The sequence below is a fragment of the Psychrobacter sp. 1176_08 genome (genome assembly GCF_052850615.1).
This window is the reverse complement of sequence record NZ_VXCU01000003.1, coordinates 184,244-201,406: the sequence shown is the minus strand read 5'-3', so window position 1 is coordinate 201,406 and position 17,163 is coordinate 184,244. Positions and strand designations below refer to the sequence as shown.

The 17,163-nt window shown below is 42.8% G+C and carries 14 protein-coding genes; 9 read left to right on the top strand and 5 right to left on the bottom strand.

Going from position 1 to position 17,163, the window contains the following annotated elements; genetic code table 11:
- Nucleotides 1–96: 96 nt before the first annotated feature.
- A complete protein-coding gene (locus FW759_RS05225) occupies nucleotides 97–1,173 on the top strand; it encodes an HpcH/HpaI aldolase/citrate lyase family protein (protein WP_095570236.1) in 1,077 nt (358 codons plus the stop codon).
- A gap of 393 nt (nucleotides 1,174–1,566) precedes the next feature.
- Nucleotides 1,567–2,364, top strand: a complete 798-nt coding sequence (locus FW759_RS05220; protein ID WP_095570235.1) for an enoyl-CoA hydratase/isomerase family protein — start codon at nucleotides 1,567–1,569, stop codon at nucleotides 2,362–2,364.
- Nucleotides 2,365–2,457: 93 nt separating this feature from the next.
- Here FW759_RS05220 and FW759_RS05215 read toward each other — a convergent pair whose 3' ends face one another.
- Together FW759_RS05215 and acnB are read right to left on the bottom strand one after the other, a co-directional pair.
- Nucleotides 2,458–2,901 (bottom strand): PACE efflux transporter, encoded by a 444-nt coding sequence (locus tag FW759_RS05215; RefSeq protein ID WP_446442380.1) that lies wholly within the window; start codon nucleotides 2,899–2,901, stop codon nucleotides 2,458–2,460.
- A gap of 243 nt (nucleotides 2,902–3,144) precedes the next feature.
- Nucleotides 3,145–5,748, bottom strand: a complete 2,604-nt coding sequence (gene acnB / locus FW759_RS05210; protein ID WP_446442379.1) for a bifunctional aconitate hydratase 2/2-methylisocitrate dehydratase — start codon at nucleotides 5,746–5,748, stop codon at nucleotides 3,145–3,147.
- Nucleotides 5,749–6,141: 393 nt separating this feature from the next.
- On the opposite strand from acnB, the gene FW759_RS05205 reads away from it, so the two are divergent.
- Together FW759_RS05205 and lipA are read left to right on the top strand one after the other, a co-directional pair.
- Complete coding sequence (locus FW759_RS05205; RefSeq protein ID WP_095570233.1) at nucleotides 6,142–6,573, top strand: carboxymuconolactone decarboxylase family protein; 432 nt, start codon at nucleotides 6,142–6,144, stop codon at nucleotides 6,571–6,573.
- A 248-nt stretch (nucleotides 6,574–6,821) separates the two neighbouring features.
- Complete coding sequence (gene lipA, locus FW759_RS05200) at nucleotides 6,822–7,865, top strand: lipoyl synthase (RefSeq protein WP_057760861.1); 1,044 nt, start codon at nucleotides 6,822–6,824, stop codon at nucleotides 7,863–7,865.
- 108 nt (nucleotides 7,866–7,973) lie between these two features.
- Here lipA and FW759_RS05195 read toward each other — a convergent pair whose 3' ends face one another.
- Genes FW759_RS05195 through FW759_RS05185 form a run of 3 tightly spaced genes read right to left on the bottom strand, consistent with a single transcriptional unit; the run spans nucleotide 7,974 to nucleotide 11,539 of the window.
- Nucleotides 7,974–10,031, bottom strand: a complete 2,058-nt coding sequence (locus FW759_RS05195; protein WP_218830330.1) for a TRAP transporter permease — start codon at nucleotides 10,029–10,031, stop codon at nucleotides 7,974–7,976.
- Nucleotides 10,003–10,548 carry a DUF1850 domain-containing protein gene (locus FW759_RS05190; RefSeq protein WP_095570232.1) on the bottom strand — a complete coding sequence of 182 codons (546 nt, stop codon included), beginning with the start codon at nucleotides 10,546–10,548 and terminating at the stop codon, nucleotides 10,003–10,005. The genes FW759_RS05195 and FW759_RS05190 overlap by 29 nt, the downstream gene beginning before the upstream one ends.
- A complete protein-coding gene (locus tag FW759_RS05185; protein ID WP_062845014.1) occupies nucleotides 10,526–11,539 on the bottom strand; it encodes a TAXI family TRAP transporter solute-binding subunit in 1,014 nt (337 codons plus the stop codon). The genes FW759_RS05190 and FW759_RS05185 overlap by 23 nt, the downstream gene beginning before the upstream one ends.
- 690 nt (nucleotides 11,540–12,229) lie before the next feature.
- On the opposite strand from FW759_RS05185, the gene FW759_RS05180 reads away from it, so the two are divergent.
- The 5 genes from FW759_RS05180 (at nucleotide 12,230) to FW759_RS05160 (ending at nucleotide 17,160) form a co-directional block, all read left to right on the top strand.
- Entirely contained in the window at nucleotides 12,230–13,186 is a 957-nt protein-coding gene (locus FW759_RS05180) for an alpha/beta fold hydrolase (RefSeq protein ID WP_095570230.1), read from the top strand.
- 161 nt (nucleotides 13,187–13,347) lie between these two features.
- The gene (gene dapD, locus FW759_RS05175) at nucleotides 13,348–14,169 is read left to right on the top strand and encodes a 2,3,4,5-tetrahydropyridine-2,6-dicarboxylate N-succinyltransferase (protein ID WP_446442378.1); all 822 of its coding nucleotides are present in this window, start codon (nucleotides 13,348–13,350) and stop codon (nucleotides 14,167–14,169) included.
- Between the two features lie 326 nt (nucleotides 14,170–14,495).
- Nucleotides 14,496–15,221 (top strand): 7-carboxy-7-deazaguanine synthase QueE, encoded by a 726-nt coding sequence (queE, locus tag FW759_RS05170; RefSeq protein ID WP_062845017.1) that lies wholly within the window; start codon nucleotides 14,496–14,498, stop codon nucleotides 15,219–15,221.
- A gap of 54 nt (nucleotides 15,222–15,275) precedes the next feature.
- Complete coding sequence (locus tag FW759_RS05165) at nucleotides 15,276–16,424, top strand: multidrug resistance efflux transporter family protein (RefSeq protein WP_446442377.1); 1,149 nt, start codon at nucleotides 15,276–15,278, stop codon at nucleotides 16,422–16,424.
- A 100-nt stretch (nucleotides 16,425–16,524) separates the two neighbouring features.
- Nucleotides 16,525–17,160 (top strand): trimeric intracellular cation channel family protein, encoded by a 636-nt coding sequence (locus tag FW759_RS05160; protein WP_062845019.1) that lies wholly within the window; start codon nucleotides 16,525–16,527, stop codon nucleotides 17,158–17,160.
- The last annotated feature ends 3 nt before the right edge of the window (nucleotides 17,161–17,163 follow it).

The window sequence follows — 17,163 nt, the reverse complement described above, 5'->3', positions numbered from 1 at the left end:
CTGCTATACAACTGTGTATGAAACAACCGATAGTCAGAGCTAGACCGTCAGCTTATATACTATCTCTATAACCATTTACTACTTACGATGCCGATTATGCCAAATACGTTAAACAATGAGTCACACACTTATAGCTATACCCAGTCTTATGCGCATTTGGTGACTGAGCGTCATGCAATGGTTAGACCGCATACCCATCATCCTTATCAGCTTGGTGCCAGTCTTTATATGCCTGCAACGCGTCAAGATATCTGGCAGGTCATCACGCGTGAAAAACTGCCAACGATCAATAGCATTATTATTTGCTTAGAAGATGCGGTCAGTCATAACGATGTCGAATTGGCACTCGAACGCTTGCAAGTATTGCTCCAGACATGGGCCACGCATATAGACAGTATTAACAATCCATCAAAACAGAATGATCTCCGAACAAAGCAACAAGCACAACATCCGACTCGCCCACTGGTATTTATTCGTCCGCGTAATCCGGCAATGCTACAACAGCTGGCTGACTACGCCAATATTGACTTGATTGACGGCTTTGTCATGCCAAAAGTCGATATGTGCAGTTTATCCAATTGGCGCATGGCTTGTCAGAATCTGAGCGCCGATCAATTGCTCATGCCAACCCTTGAAACCGCCGCACTTTTTAATCCGCATCATAACCAAGAACTGGCCATTGCGTTCAAAGAAGCATTCAACCAACCAGTTTTTGCACTGCGCATCGGTGGCAATGATTTATTTGCCACGCTGCGCTTACGACGACCAAAAAATAGCATCGTTTATGATACTCCTATTGGCACCCTTGCCTATCAGTTACTTGGCTGCTTTGTGCCTCATGGTTTTTATTTGACAGCGCCCGTGTTTGAGTATTTAGATCAGCCAACGTTGTTTATGCAAGAGCTGACTCATGATGTCAGTTTGGGATTGGTCGGTAAGACCGTTATTCATCCAAGCCAAATTGCTTTGGTACAACAAGCCTATCGCGTACCGTCAAGCGTTTTAGATGAGGCGCAAGCGATACTTCATAGCGAAGCTAAGGCAGTGTTTAAATACAATAACACTATGCTCGAACCTGCCACTCATCGCGCTTGGGCCACTGAGATCGTGAATCGCGCTGAAGTGTTTGGCAAAGTGGATGATGGTAGTATCGACTACATCTCAGGCCTCTAAACATCAAATATTGACCCATCTAATGACATAAAAAGACCACTATCACCTGATGATACTGGTCTTTTTTATTGATAAAATATCAAATACTCATCCTCTTAAATATCTTCTATAAAAGTGCTTTACCATCCAATCGATTTGCTCGATCCTTTCAACATCATCGTATGACTAATATTTTTAATAACAATGCGTACTGAGCCTTTCGTACAAAATACCTGCGCTCATTTATAGCGCTTGACTGAGACTTGAATGTGTCTTAAGCGCCCACAAAACCGACTTTTATAATCATAGCGAGCTGCTATAGTAATGAGTATTGAGCGTCTTGTTGTCGTCAATTTTTGTATATCAACTTCAAATAATTATTGTAAACAGTCATTAAAAATAAGGAAATATCAGATGCCACATTCTCTCGTTGAGTATCAAAGCGAAAATCATATCGCGACGATCACCATGAACGACCCTAAAACCCTAAATGCGTTTAGCACCCCATTAAAAAACGCGATGATGGAAGCACTCAATAGGGCTGATGAGGACGCAGAGATACGCGTCATCGTACTACAAGGCGCAAACAATAACTTCTCTAGTGGTGGTCACATTGGTGAGATGCTTGAAAATGGTATGGAATCTGAAGCTCTAGTTGCTAAGCTTGATTTTATGCTGAGAGAAGTGGCAGAGATTAGCCTGAAGCTGCGCAATATCCACAAACCAATTATCGCAAAACTAGAAGGCGCAGTGGCAGGTGCTGGTATGAACTTAGCACTGACTTGTGATTTTCGTATCGCCAGCGAAAATGCGAAGTTTGTTCAAGCGTTTGTCAATATTGGCCTCATTCCAGATGCAGGCGGTATCTACTTATTGAATCAATTGATTGGAGCGGCCAAGACGACTGAACTGGTTATGCTTGGTGATAAGCTCAAAGCCGATGATATGGCACGATTAAATGTAGTAAATACTGTCGTCAGCGCTGATGAGATAGATGCAAGCGTTCAAGCACTAGCCACGCGCTTGAGCAATCTACCTGGCAAAGCATTGGCATCTATGAAACATATGATCAATGTACATGCATTTGGCGGGTTGAATGAAGCCCTAGATATGGAAGTTGAACAACAAAACATGATGGCCGTGACAGAGGACTTCAAAGAAGGGATTACTGCTTTCATGGAGAAGCGCAAACCCGTTTATCAAGGTAAATAACTGATCGACGATTTTGTGATATCGTTAAAAAGGCTGCTCATTAGCAGCCTTTCTTGTACGCAATGTCATTGTCACTGCTTAACAGTATAGTCGTTATGATACGGAAGCTGACTCATGTTGATAAGGTAATGAGAATATCTTGTCAAAAATTAAAGTAAACGTAAAAGTATAGACTAAGAAGAATAGCAACAGCGCTACCTCCATCATAAAGGCTTTTACTAGACCAACATCGTACCAAATCATATAGAGTGGTAAGCAGATCAATACTAGACCGCCTTCAAAACCAAAAGCATGGGCACTACGTATCCATAACGTACGACGTACAATTTGCCTGCGACGTTCCCACGCTTCAAAAACGGTATTGTATATAAAGTTCCAAATAACGGCTGCCATCGACATCATTACTGCGATAGGCAAGGATTCTGCTGCATCGCTATGACTAAGCTTCATCAATATAAGAGTAGATAAAATAATCGCGATGATTTCGAAAGATGTCACATAAATGAAGCGACGTTTGAGTGGGGATAAAGTAATCAACCAAGACTCCAAAGCACCTGTACTTAAACAAAGAAGTGCATATCAAAGTATCGGTCCGTCCCGAGTTAGAAAAGATAAATAACGTGCAGAGCCACGGTTTCCGCCTGCACTTATATTATACATAAGATGGCATAAAAAATCAGCCTATGTATTTACAATGCAAAAACCCCGCATCATTACGATACGGGGTTTTTATTTAAATAAGAAAGGTAGAATTTAAAACGTTTTACTTAATCTTAAAGATTAGGTCAACTGAGCAACGTTAATCTTATCAGCTTCTTCCGTATAGTCTTCCATACGATCGAAGTTCATGTATTGATAGACTTCATCGCCCATGCTGTTTAGCATGCCAGCATACTGCTGATATTCTTCATTCGTTGGTAATTTACCAAGTACGGCGGCAACTGCTGCAAGCTCTGCAGAAGCCAGATATACGTTAGCGCCTTGACCCAAACGGTTAGGGAAGTTACGCGTAGACGTCGATACTGCAGTAGACTTCGGTGCGATACGTGCTTGGTTACCCATACATAGTGAACAACCAGGCATCTCAGTACGAGCGCCAGCTTGAGCATAGATGTTGTAGTACCCTTCTTCCATCAACTGGCGTGCATCCATCTTGGTCGGCGGTGCAATCCATAGACGAGTTTTTAGGCTTCCTGCTGGTACGTCTTGTAGCAGTTTACCAGCGGCACGGAAGTGACCGATATTGGTCATACATGAGCCAATGAATACTTCGTCAATGGTATCACCAGCCACGTCAGCCAAGGTTTTGGCATCATCTGGATCATTCGGGCAGCAAAGGATTGGTTCTTTGATGTCAGACATATCGATGGTGATGTCAATGGCGTATTCCGCGTCGTCATCAGCACGCATGAGGCTTGGATTAGCCAACCACTCTTGCATTTGCTCAACACGGCGACTGATGGTACGCGCATCGCCATAGCCTTCAGAGATCATCCACTTAAGTAGCGTGATGTTTGAGTTTAGGTACTCAGTCACTGACGCTTCAGACAAAGTGATGGTACAACCAGCAGCACTACGCTCAGCTGAGGCATCAGATAGCTCAAACGCCTGCTCAGCGGTCAAATCCTCTAGGCCTTCAATCTCAAGGATGCGGCCGTTGAACTCGTTGATTTTACCTTTCTTGTCAACGGTTAAGTAACCTTCTTTGATCGCTTGATAAGGAATCGCATGTACTAGGTCACGTAGCGTGATACCAGGCTGACGCTCACCCACGAAACGAACACGGACAGATTCAGGCATATCAAGTGGCATCACACCAGTTGCTGCAGCAAATGCTACCAAGCCAGAACCGGCTGGGAACGAAATACCCATTGGGAAACGAGTGTGCGAGTCACCACCAGTACCAACGGTATCTGGAAGTAGCATACGGTTCAACCATGAGTGGATGATACCGTCACCTGGGCGCAAGCTGACACCGCCACGGTTCATGATAAAGTCAGGTAGTGTATGCTGAGTCTCAACGTCAACTGGCTTTGGATAAGCGGCTGTGTGACAGAATGACTGCATCACGAGATCCGCTTGGAAGCCCAAACATGCCAAATCTTTTAGCTCATCACGCGTCATTGGGCCTGTTGTATCTTGAGAACCGACGGTGGTCATTTTTGGTTCACAGTACATACCAGGACGTACGCCTTTTAGACCACAAGCTTTACCAACCATTTTTTGTGCAAGGGTGAAGCCTTTACCAGTATCAGCTGGTTCTTCTGGCTTAGCAAATACGTCTGAATGACCAAGACCCATATATTCACGAGCACGGTTAGTCAAACCACGACCAACGATCAATGGAATACGGCCACCAGCACGTACTTCGTCAAGCAATGTTGGCGAACTCAAGTTGAAAGTAGAAAGTACTTCGTCAGAGTCATGCTTCGTGATTTTGCCTTCGTATGGATAGATATCAAACACATCACCCATGTTTAGGTTATCAACCGCGACTTTTTCGATTGGCAATGCGCCTGAATCTTCCATGGTATTAAAGAAGATAGGAGCGATATTGTTACCAAGTACAAGACCGCCACCGCGTTTGTTTGGCACGTTAGGAATGTCTTCACCCATGAGCCACAGTACTGAGTTGGTAGCAGACTTACGGCTAGAACCAGTACCAACAACATCACCCACGTAGGCTAGCGGATGGCCTTTTTCTTTAAGCGCTTCGATCTGCTTCATTGGGCCAACAACGCCCTCTTGATCCGCATCGATGCCATCGCGTGAGTTTTTGTGCATGGCTAATGAATGCAGTGGAATGTCAGGACGGCTCCATGCGTCTTGCGCAGGTGACAAGTCATCCGTATTGGTTTCGCCAGTCACTTTGAACGTGGTGTATGTGGTTTTTTCTGGTACTGCGTCACGGTTCAAGAACCATTCAGCATCGGCCCAAGACTGAACAACGCTTTTTGCAATATCGTTGCCCGCTTCTGCTTTTTCAGTGACATCATTGAATGCATCAAAGACGAGCAATGTCTTTTTCAATGCTTCAGCAGCATCTTGTGCGACTTCGCTATCATCTAATGCCGCAACCAATGGCTGCACGTTATAGCCACCTTGCATTGTACCTAAGATTTGGACTGCTTTTTGCTTGCTGATCAATGGTGAAGATGTTTCACCTTTTAGGATAGCGGCTAAAAATGCTGCTTTAACGTAAGCTGCTTGGTCAACACCAGCAGGAATACGGTTTTCTAATAAGTTCAATAAAAAAGCATCTTCGCCTGCTGGAGGATTTTTTAATAGTTCGACCAACTCTGCTACTTGTTTTTCATTCAATGGTAGTGGTACGGTTCCTAGCTCAGCACGTTCTTCGACATGTTTACGATAAGCTTCTAACACAATAATCGTCCTCGTCAGTTGGGGATTTAGTACATGACGTGGGTAGTCAACATGACAGCCTGCGACCATGCACCATATGGAATAATAAGTCGTGCAATCATAGCTTAAAATGCTCTAAATGTTAATGGCTGAGCTTTGAAAAGGCGCATAATGGGGCCATATTGGACATTTAGTAGAAAAATAGTAGTATCAAAAATATGATTGACTGCCTTTCTAAAATTGATATTTGAGGTTCAATTTTGGACAGATAGTTTTTATAACCGATTGCTTGATTTATACCAAAGTGAATACCATATGATAGGTATCGTTTTTTATAACATAATGCTTTGATAAAAATATGATTTTGGTAAAATAGCGCGGCCATAACAATTTTATTAGCCGCAAGGATGCCATATGAACGATAATAGGGAAACCGATCAAGATACGAGTATAAGCATTACTGCTCATTACAAAAATGGTTTAAAGGTTCGTACCGAGGTGATGGGTGAAGATCATGTAAAGCGGTCATTAGAGACTGCTACTGGTTTTACTCAGCCTTTACAAGATTGGATCATTGAACATGCTTGGGGTAGTACGTGGCAAGATGATTCGGTATTACCGCGCAAATATCGCTCATTAATCACGATTGCCTTTTTGATTGCGCAAAAAAGTCCAAATGAATTAAAAGGACACATCAAAGGCGCGATTAATAATGGTGCAAGTGTCGCTGAGATTCGAGAAATCCTAATGCATAGCTTGCCATACTGCGGTGCACCTACTACTCAAGAAGCCTTTCGCGCTGCCATAGAAGCACTGAATGAGTTGAATATCGATATTGATATTTAAAACTATGCTTAACAATAGCGCTCTAGTACTCTTAGTCGCATAATGGTTCTTATAGCCAATAACTTTAATGACCAGTAGTTTTGAAAATATAGTTGTTTCGAAAACACAGTAGTTTGAAATATAGAATAATCTTAATCGCATTGATTAAAAATCAGTCTTTAAATTTCTGTTATAATGGCCCAACTCAGAAACCATGCTAATAATTCCATAAACCCTTATTCTATAAAGGGTTAAGAGATAAACTTATTATGACAACTGCCGTACAAACCCATGTCCCTGCCGCCAAGGCCAAACCCAAAAAGGCGATCCAAGGCGAAAAATTGCGTGGCTATGATAAAGTTGCGCGTATCCCAATTAAAGTAATCCCAACGGTTGAGGCAAAGAAGAAGCCTGACTGGATTCGAGTAAAAATGTCGTCGCCTGCTGAAGTGGCGCGCATCAAAGCCACTCTTCGTGAGCAGAAGCTTTATACCGTTTGTGAAGAAGCGGCCTGCCCTAACCTGCCGCAGTGTTTTGCCGACGGTACGGCAACCTTTATGATCATGGGTGATATCTGTACGCGTCGCTGTCCATTCTGTGATGTCGGTCATGGTCGCCCTAATGAGCTAGATAAGGATGAGCCACGTCATACTGCCGAAACCATTCAAGGTCTACAGCTTAAATATGCCGTCATTACCTCTGTCGATCGTGACGATCTAAAAGATGGTGGTGCAGGACATTTTGTAGAAGTATTAAACGAATCAAGAGCGCTTAGCCCCAACTGTTTGATTGAAATCCTAGTGCCAGATTTCCGTGGCCGCATGGATATCGCTCTAGACTTATTGACAGAGACCGCACCAGATGTGTTTAACCACAATATCGAAACGGTACCACGTCTATACAAAGCCTTCCGTCCAGGTTCTGACTATCAGCATTCGCTTGACTTGCTCAAGATTTATAAAGAGCGTCGTCCTGATATCGCAACCAAATGCGGCTTTATGGTGGGTCTTGGTGAGACTGAAGAAGAAATTTATGCGTTGCTTGACGATTTAAAAGCGCATGATGTTGATATGATTACGATTGGTCAATACTTACAACCAAGCAAAAACCATGCACCAGTCGATCGTTACGTTCATCCAGATGAATTTCAGCGTTATATGGACTACGGCAAAAAGATTGGCTTCTTTAGCATTTGGGCAGGCCCGATGGTACGCTCAAGTTATTTCGCTGATCGTCAGTACTATGGTGAAGATTGCCCAGCCCCTATTCGCAGCAAAAAAGCGTTAGAAGCTGAAGGCAAACTTGGCTGTTAATCATGCTTTAGTGATTTATACCAAACTATAGACAAACGAAAAAAGGGTGAATAGCAGATATCTGCTATTCACCCTTTTTTTGGTTTAAAAATCTATGAATATTAGCTACTACACACTTACCGTTGGTGTCGGTGCTTTACTTGTCTTCATATTCCATGCAGCAATACCAAGAACGATCACGCCACCTGCAATACCTGTGGTAATTTCAGGATAAATCAGTAATAGAGCACCAATGGCTAAGATAACACGAGTCACCGGATTCATGTCTCCTTTAAAATAGCCTTCCAATGCTGAGCTTAAAGCGATGACACCCATGACCGACGTCACAACAACCGTAATGATATCTACAATCGGTGGTAGCGGGAAATCCTTGGCCGTTACCGCTAGACCTGTCGGATCTATCATCAACATCGTTGGGTTATAGATAAACATGAAGGGCACAATAAACCCTGCCAGCGCCAGCTTGAGCGACAAGAACCCGGTTTTCATCGGATCACCACCCGAGATGCCAGCACCAGCAAAAGCTGCCAAACACACAGGCGGTGTAATATTAGCAAAGATACCGAAGTAAAATACAAACATGTGCGCTGATAAGATCGGAATATCAAAACCAGCCAAGGCTGGAGCAGCCATTGTCGCGGTGATAATATAGGCAGGAATAGACGGTAGCCCCATCCCCAAGACCATAGATGCTAGCATCGTTAAAATAAGTGTGAAGAACAGCGATCCTGCACCAAGCGTGACGATAGAAGATGTCATCACTGTACCAAAGCTGGTCAGACTCACCACCCCAATGATAATACCAACGACCGCACAAGCAGCCATTACCGCGAGCGACTGGCGCGCACCATCTTCTAGTGCGCCCAAAATGTCTGCAAAGCTCATACGAGTCTCAGCACGTAGCATACTCACTAAGATAGTAAACCCAATGGTATAAGCGGCCGCATAACCCACTGGCACATTTCTGATTAATAAGAAAATCAAGAACACGATTGGCAATAACATATGACCGCGTGCTTTTAACACCTCTTTTACTGCTGGCAAGCTCTCTTTTGCAATGCCTTTTAAATCACGACGCCCCGCCCGAAAATGCACCTGTGCAATTACGCCCAAATAATACAATATCGCAGGCAATAATGCTGCCAAGGCGATCGTACTATAAGGCAGGCCTGTAGTCTCTGCCATAATGAATGCACTGGCACCCATAATTGGTGGCAATATCTGCCCGCCGACAGACGCACTCGCCTCAACCGCGCCAGCAAAATCTTTGTGATAACCAACTTTTTTCATCAAAGGGATGGTAAAAGCGCCTGTACTCACCACGTTCGACAGCGCCGACCCATTAATACTTCCCATAAAACCACTGGAAATAACTGCTACTTTTGCAGGGCCACCTTTTTTATGGCCAGCAATAGCCAATGCTAGATCATTGAAAAGCTGTCCCATCCCTGAGCGTGCTAAGAAAGCACCAAAGAGAATGAATAAGAAGATAAAAGTAACCGATGCACCAATTGCAACAGAATATAAGCCTTCAGTTTTTAGAAATAATTGACCAAAAATATCGCCCATGTCATAAGGACGAGTCAGCAGTCTGTCTGGCATAAAATTCAAATGACTTACAAACGGATACGCCAAAAATATAGCAGCCAGTATCGGTAAAATCCAACCTGTGATACGGCGACTTCCCTCTAATACGCAGATGACGGTAATCAAAGAAAATATGACATCTGTCATATTCGCCATGCCCCCACGTGAGGTGACAATGTCTTGATATTCATAGATCAAATAAGCCATCCCCGATAAGGAAAGAGCGAACCAAATCCAGTCATACCAAGCCACTCGCTTGCGGCTGCTTTTTTTACTGGCTGGAAAAATTAAGAAGATAAGCGCAAAACCGACGCCTACATGCACAGAACGCTGTAACAATGCGGGCATCGGGTTAAAGGTGATATACAAATGAAAAAGTGAATAGAGTATACAAATACCAGCGATGAAATACTTTACTGGTCCTTGAGTGATATGACGCGTGATTGACTCTCGATCGTATTTTTCTAATATGGCTTTATTGTGGGCTTGCACCTCAAGTTCAGCGTCGACATTAGTCTTAGAGTCGGTGTTGGAATGTATGGGCAAATCATTATTGTGATCCGTCACTTGGGAGTTCATGACACAAGTCCTTTTCAAATCTATCAATTAAACCATACGTCTTAGGCATGATCACCACTTCAGAATAGTCTGGCACCCATTGATGAATCAAAAAACGATGACCACCGTAATTAATCTCACCTTTGGTCAGTCTAGATACTACCCAATTGAGGTTAGGCAGCTTTTCATCGATTTGATAACCCAGATAGCCAGGTTTTTGTACGGGAGCGAGTTTTTCGGTAGAGGGCGTGCCTGCCCCGAAAGCCTCAAAATAAGTGGTGGTCAGTAGCAATTCATCGTCCATGCGTTGGTATTGCTCTTCCCACCATTGCTTTTCTACAGAATGTATCCAGCGCAGCTCAAAATCAGGGTCGGTAAAATAACAAACCTTGTCGTCATCACCCCCTAGTCCTGCGACTCGTACTTCAACAACAGATTGTTGAGCGAAGCCCACCCATAGAGTAAAAAATATCAGTGCCGCAATGCCTGCTGCGCCACTGACTAACCATAATAATTTATTTGGCTGCTTGTTCGTCATAGTACTTTTTAGCGCCAGGATGAATTGGAGCGACCATACCTTCACTAGCCGTTTCTAGACTGATATCGTTAGCGGCTTGGTGCGCTGTTTTTAGACCATCCAAATTATCAAATAATGCTTTGGTCAACTTATAGCCATCTGCTTCTGACAGATCAGAGCTAACCAATAAGGCATTCATAATGGCGGCGGTTGGAATGGCCGCGTCATTGCCATAAGTACCAGCAGGAATCTCAAAGGTTTTAAAGTAAGGTTTTGACTGAATGATTTCTTTGAGTTTGTTTTGATCGATAGTAACCAATTGCAAGTCTAAGCCCTGCTCTAATTCCATCAACGATGAGTTTGGAAGACCACTACTAAAGAACGCTGCTTCGATTTTACCTGCTTTCATACCATCGGCTGCTTCAGAGAAGCCAAGATAATCAACCGTCACATCATCATAAGTAATCCCGAACCCTTCTAATAACGTTCGCGCATTGACTTCTGTCCCAGAGCCTTGATCTCCTACTGCAATGCGCTTGCCTTTTAGGTCTTCAATATTTTTGATACCCGATTTTTTGGTGGTGACAATTTGCACCACGTTAGGATACAAGACAGCCAGCTGTTGAATATTGGTGATTGGCTTATCAAAGTTGTTTTTGCCTTCGACCGCGTCTGTAACCACGTCGCTGAGCGCCAGCACCATATCAACTTTACCTTGAGTCAATAGATTGACGTTTTCAACTGAGGCACCGGTGGTTTGCGTTTTTGAGTTGACTCCAAAAGTCTTTACATAGACTTCTGATAATGAAGTACCGATGATGTTGTAAGGGCCTGATGCACCGCCTGTCGCGATGGTAAGAAACTTAGTATCAAGCTTATTTTCGTCCGTAGCACTACTATCTGCCGCTGCGCTTTCACTGTTCTCTGAGCTTGGAGATGAGCACGCTGTCAGACCTAAAATGGCACTTAGCATTGCTGATAAAAGTAATGGGGATTTTAGAGAATTGAGCATTGAATTCATCCTTGAAAATAATCAGTTTAATAAATCTAATTGCATTGCTACTGCAATTAACGCATTACAGAGCTGTAATAGTATAGTAATCCTTCTGATAAATAAACCGTGTGCCCTATGCTCAGCTACTCTCAATCATTGCTATTGATGTCGCTAAAACAAAGACACCTAACAAATCTATCCAAATATTCTATACAGCACTCTATGAATATTCGTTCTGCTAAGCGAAACAAAGTTTCATTTGTTAAACTATTTAAGCAAAATTAAGAAACATTGTAAACCTTTATCCTTGTTTAAAAAGAGGTAGGCCCCTATTTAAAAGCTCTTCAGTAAGTTTAATGACTATAAACACAATGCTCAAAACATAACGCTCAATCGTGCGCATCAGTCCGTCAACTTATCAACACAATGACACTATCAAGTTTTGTGGTCTACCAATCTGGTAACATCCACCAATCTGGTAACATAAGCATAGATTTTGAATACATCAGCTAAAAGCAGCTAAAGTGATAAAAAAGAATAAAAAATGTCAGATGATTATCAGTGTTACGTACAATCATTGAAGATGCGACGTATAATAGGCCGATATTTTTGACACACTTTTTTAAGATTACTCTCTATGTGATTGAATAAAATCCAAAACCGTTTGATTAAAATTAAAAAACAGTAACATCATTTAAGGAGCTCGATATGATTAGCCACCCTGATACAAGTAACGATCACATTCTTTCCTCTGACAACATCCACTACTTACATCACAGTTTTTTTGAACCAAGCAATCAAGACATGGCGATAAAGGCCACATTGTTGATTGTACATGGCATGGCAGAACACAGTGGTCGCTATACAGGTTTTGCACAGTTTTTGGCAAATAACGGTATCGCTGTAGCAACTTACGATCAGCTTGGTCATGGTCAGACCGTTAAAACAGAAGAAGACTTAGGTTTTTTTGGTGAAGAACACCCAGTACAGTCGTTGTTAAAAGACGTCGTTGTTATGGCAGATAGCCTAAAGTCTCGCCACCCTAACGTACCGCATTTTGTGATGGGTCATTCTATGGGCTCGTTCATTGTACGCAACGTACTCAAACATCATGCACACAATTTTTCGGGTGCCATTCTGATGGGAACAGCTGATACCAACCCATTGACCAAAGTGTTGCTACCTATTAATCGATTACTGGCACGAGTTGCTCCTAGACAACCAAATAAAGTATTGGGGACAGTCATGAATAAGGTGCTGAATTTCAGACTCGATAATCACACGTCTTCCTCGCCATTTGCTTGGTTGAGCGAGAACCCAGCCAATGTTGCCGCTTATGAAGCCGATCCAATGAGCGGTTTTGACTTTACTAATAATGGCTTTATGACGTTGTTTTCACTCATGGAGACAGGTTTAAACAAACGCTGGTCTACCACGATTGCCAAAAATTTCCCAATGCTATTTATTAGTGGTGAAGAAGATCCAATCGGTGATATGGGTAAAGGCATTCGTAAAATTGTCACGCGCTTAAACAAGCAAAATTTTAGCACCGTAGATATTCAGCTCTATGCCAACATGCGTCATGAGCCATTGCATGAAACAGACAATCAGAGTGTCTATGAAGATATTTTGGAGTGGTTAGAGAGCAATATTCCTAATCGCTAGAGCAGATATGCAAGTTTACACTCAACGAGTTTGCTAAAAGTCGCTAAATTAGAGACAATATGGCAAGCAAATTTTCGTCCAAGTCACAAGCTTCATTTCATTATAATAGTTACTTAATAATAGTCACTTGTACTACTCTTTCATCAACATTAGGAACCTATATGTCACTACAACAAACCATCGAACAAGCTTTTGAAAATCGCAACGAATACAGCCCAAGCACCATGCCACAAGACGTTCGCGCCGCGGTCGAGCAAGTACTTGAGCAACTCGACAACGGTACATTACGCGTTGCAGAAAAAAAGGATGGCAACTGGGTCGTAAACCAGTGGGCGAAAAAGGCCGTTTTATTGTCTTTCCGTCTCAATGACAACTATGTTCAAGCCGCTGGCGAACATGTACAGTTTTATGACAAAGTACCGACTAAGTTTGCAGATTGGACCGAAGCTCAGTTTAAAGAAGCTGGCGTACGTGTTGTACCACCAGCCGTTGCACGCAAAGGCTCATATATTGCAGCTGGTGCTGTACTTATGCCATCGTATGTCAATATTGGCGCTTACGTCGATCAAGGCGCTATGGTAGATACTTGGGCGACTGTGGGTTCATGTGCTCAAATCGGTAAAAATGTTCATTTATCAGGTGGCGTTGGTATCGGTGGTGTATTAGAGCCATTACAAGCCAATCCGACTATTATCGAAGACAACTGCTTTATCGGTGCTCGCTCTGAAATCGTTGAAGGCGTGATCGTAGAGGAAGGCGCTGTCATCTCTATGGGTGTGTATATCGGTCAATCTACGCGTATTTATGATCGCGAAACTGGCGAAATTCATCGTGGTCGTGTACCAGCTGGTTCTGTTGTCGTACCAGGTAGCTTGCCATCAGAAGATGGCACACACAGCTTATATGCTGCGATTATCGTGAAAAAAGTTGATGCACAAACGCGTGCAAAAACCGCTGTAAATGAGTTATTGCGTTTAGACTAATCTTAATAACCGATTCATTTCATGATGATTTTTATCAAAGGTGCTTAGAGCTTTCTAAGCACCTTTATACTGTCAGTAACCCAGTGAAAAATACCGTTTTATATGAGAGAAACATTCTCTTAGTAAGGCATGCTAATCCAAACTGTTTGATGTATCACAATACCAATTAAGACATTTGTGAATTCTCTATTCAAAATATGTTACTCTTCGCAAACAACGGTTTACTGCTCAATATCAGCGTATAATACCAGCGACAAAAGTGATGACTCTAACCTCATTTTTTCATCCTTAATTTTTTAATTCTTACTCCTATACTGTGCCTCTCTATGTCAATCTTACGTAATGCCACCATCCCTGTCACAGATCCTGAAGCGGGTCTACGTTTGACAGAAATATTTTACTCCTTACAAGGTGAAGCGCTGACCTCAGGCTTACCAACGATATTTGTGCGCCTGACTGGCTGTCCATTACGCTGTGTCTATTGTGATACCGAATACGCCTTTACTGGCGGTGAACGTCAATCATTGGATACGATTATATCGATGATAAAAAGCCATCCATGTAAACGCATCTGCTTGACTGGCGGTGAACCTCTCGCTCAACCAAACGCGATTGAGTTGATGAAGCGTTTGCTGAGCGAAGACTATGAGATATCGCTTGAAACGGCCGGCGCTCTGACAGTAGAAAATGTTCCACCCGCTGTCAGTAAAGTGATGGATCTCAAAACGCCAAGCTCAGGTGAAGTTGATAAAAACTTATGGTCAAATCTCGACTATTTGACTCAGCATGACCAAATTAAATTCGTCATTATGAACCGCGAAGACTATGAGTGGGCAAAAGCAAAACTGGCTGAACATAAACTCAATGAACGGGTTGGTACGGTTTGGTTTTCGCCCATGTTCAATGTTGGAGAGGATGTTGATGAGGACATCGGTCCTGATGTACCCGTATTGGCACGCGAACTAGCAGAATGGATATTGGTTGACGCTCTGCCCGTACGCTTTCAGTTGCAACTACACAAAATCATTTGGGCAGACGCCAAGGGCAAATAAATAATCTATATAAACGATCTTAGTACATAGTACGTCAAGGATGAAGGTATCGGCATGGTCAAACTAATTTTATTGGGCTTATTAGCGGGCGCATTTTTTAGCTCGACATTTATTTTAAACGAGCTAATGAGCGCGGCTGGTGGGCATTGGTTTTGGTCAGCCAGTATGCGCTATGTGTTTATGTTGCTGATTGTCACTGCCATCATTGCTATGCAGCACGGTTTTGACCGTATCAAAGAACTCATGACTATTTTTTGCCAGCACTGGGTATTTTGGTGCATTACGGGCAGTATTGGCTTTGGGGTCTTTTATACAGGTATTTGCTATGCAGCCGATCATGTTGCAGGGTGGGTCGTTGCCGCTACCTTTATGTTTACTGTCGTAACGAGTTTGCTAGTATTAGTAGCATTTGGACAGCGCTTTGATAAAAAGTTTATTGCGTATGCGCTATTGGTATTCTTTGGTGTGGCCATGGTCAATGTTAGTGAAGGCATGCATGCTGCTTCTGCTTTAGATGCGAATGCCGCATCTATGAAAGATATGCTTCTTTATGGTGCCTTACCGGCGCTGATTGCCGCCTTTAGTTACCCTATTGGTAATCAGCTGGTTTGGCAGGTGTCTTATAACAATCGTAAGCAGCGTGCTGACTTGTTATCGAGCCAAGACGGTCATACTTCACAAAATGACATGCATGAGGACACAAACGCTTTGATTACAGAAGCGCCTGTCTTATCAATGGATACGAATTATACGGCAGACGATAGTTTAAACGCCAATCATACCAGCCCGCCCGCTTCTGCTTCATTTTTGCAAACCCTTATTGCCCGCATACCTGCTATCGAAACCAACTTACTACAGAATGCTTTTAACAAAGTATGGCTAATGACATTAGGCAGTCTGCCATTTTGGCTACTCTTAGGTCTTATCATTCGTCCTGATATGCCAGACACTTCGCAGTTATTCAATACGTTGCTTGTCGCTTTGTTAGCAGGCGTTGGCGCTACTAGTATCTTCTTGTATGCACGTGAAAAAGCAGAAACGTCTAGTGAGGTAGCTGGCGTGGATGCGACACAAGCCAGTGAAGTCATATTTGCTTTGATTGGCGGGATGTTGTTGCTGAATAATTCTATACCACCAGCAATGGGTTTACTGGGTATTGGATTGATTATCGTTGGACTAATCCTGTTTGCCAAAGATGGTTAATGGCCATCTAATACAAAACATTTTTAAAATTTTGGTTTAAATTCGGCTTAAGGCAACTGTTCTTAAGCTATTTTTATGGTCACTACTTGGTACTACAACCATGGGCAATGCTTTAATTTTTCCAGATATTTTATTATATTTACTAGATATGGTTGGTGTGATCGCTTGCGCCATCGCAGGGACATTGCTGGCACAGCATAAAGGCTTAGACATTTCTGGCTGTGTATTGGTATCAATGGTCAATGCCATTGGCGGCGGTACGCTACGTGATATGGCGCTGGACCGTCACCCCTTATTTTGGATGACAGATCTCAATTATGTGATTGTAATTACCGCGACCTCTCTTATTTTACAAATGTTCTTTCATCTGTATCATAAGATTGATAACGCGCTTAAGCTTTTTGATGCGATTGGGCTGGCTGCCTTCAGTGTGATTGGTTTTAAGATCGCTTTGACGCAGGATATGGCTCCTCTCATTGCTATTATGATGGGTGTTTGGACAGCCATTATTGGTGGATTACTACGTGATATCATCTGTAACGAGATTCCACTCGTGCTACAGCGTGAAATCTACATTACTGCCAGTATTGCTGGTTCTGTGACGTATTTACTTTTACAACGTTTAGGTATCGACTCTGGTATCAATGAATTTATTATGCTGTTTGTTATCTTTGCTATACGTATGTTGGCACTGAAGTTCGATTGGCATTTACCGTCTATTCGCCTCGTTGCCTAGGTA

Coding starts and splice junctions, on each gene's coding strand:
- lipA (WP_057760861.1), top strand. CDS start 6,822: ATGACAACTGCCGTACAAACCCATGTCCCTGCCGCCAAGGCCAAACCC.
- FW759_RS05205 (WP_095570233.1), top strand. CDS start 6,142: ATGAACGATAATAGGGAAACCGATCAAGATACGAGTATAAGCATTACT.
- dapD (WP_446442378.1), top strand. CDS start 13,348: ATGTCACTACAACAAACCATCGAACAAGCTTTTGAAAATCGCAACGAA.
- FW759_RS05195 (WP_218830330.1), bottom strand. CDS start 10,031: ATGAACTCCCAAGTGACGGATCACAATAATGATTTGCCCATACATTCC.
- FW759_RS05160 (WP_062845019.1), top strand. CDS start 16,525: ATGGGCAATGCTTTAATTTTTCCAGATATTTTATTATATTTACTAGAT.
- FW759_RS05190 (WP_095570232.1), bottom strand. CDS start 10,548: ATGACGAACAAGCAGCCAAATAAATTATTATGGTTAGTCAGTGGCGCA.
- FW759_RS05180 (WP_095570230.1), top strand. CDS start 12,230: ATGATTAGCCACCCTGATACAAGTAACGATCACATTCTTTCCTCTGAC.
- FW759_RS05220 (WP_095570235.1), top strand. CDS start 1,567: ATGCCACATTCTCTCGTTGAGTATCAAAGCGAAAATCATATCGCGACG.
- FW759_RS05185 (WP_062845014.1), bottom strand. CDS start 11,539: ATGCTCAATTCTCTAAAATCCCCATTACTTTTATCAGCAATGCTAAGT.
- FW759_RS05225 (WP_095570236.1), top strand. CDS start 97: ATGCCAAATACGTTAAACAATGAGTCACACACTTATAGCTATACCCAG.
- queE (WP_062845017.1), top strand. CDS start 14,496: ATGTCAATCTTACGTAATGCCACCATCCCTGTCACAGATCCTGAAGCG.
- FW759_RS05165 (WP_446442377.1), top strand. CDS start 15,276: ATGGTCAAACTAATTTTATTGGGCTTATTAGCGGGCGCATTTTTTAGC.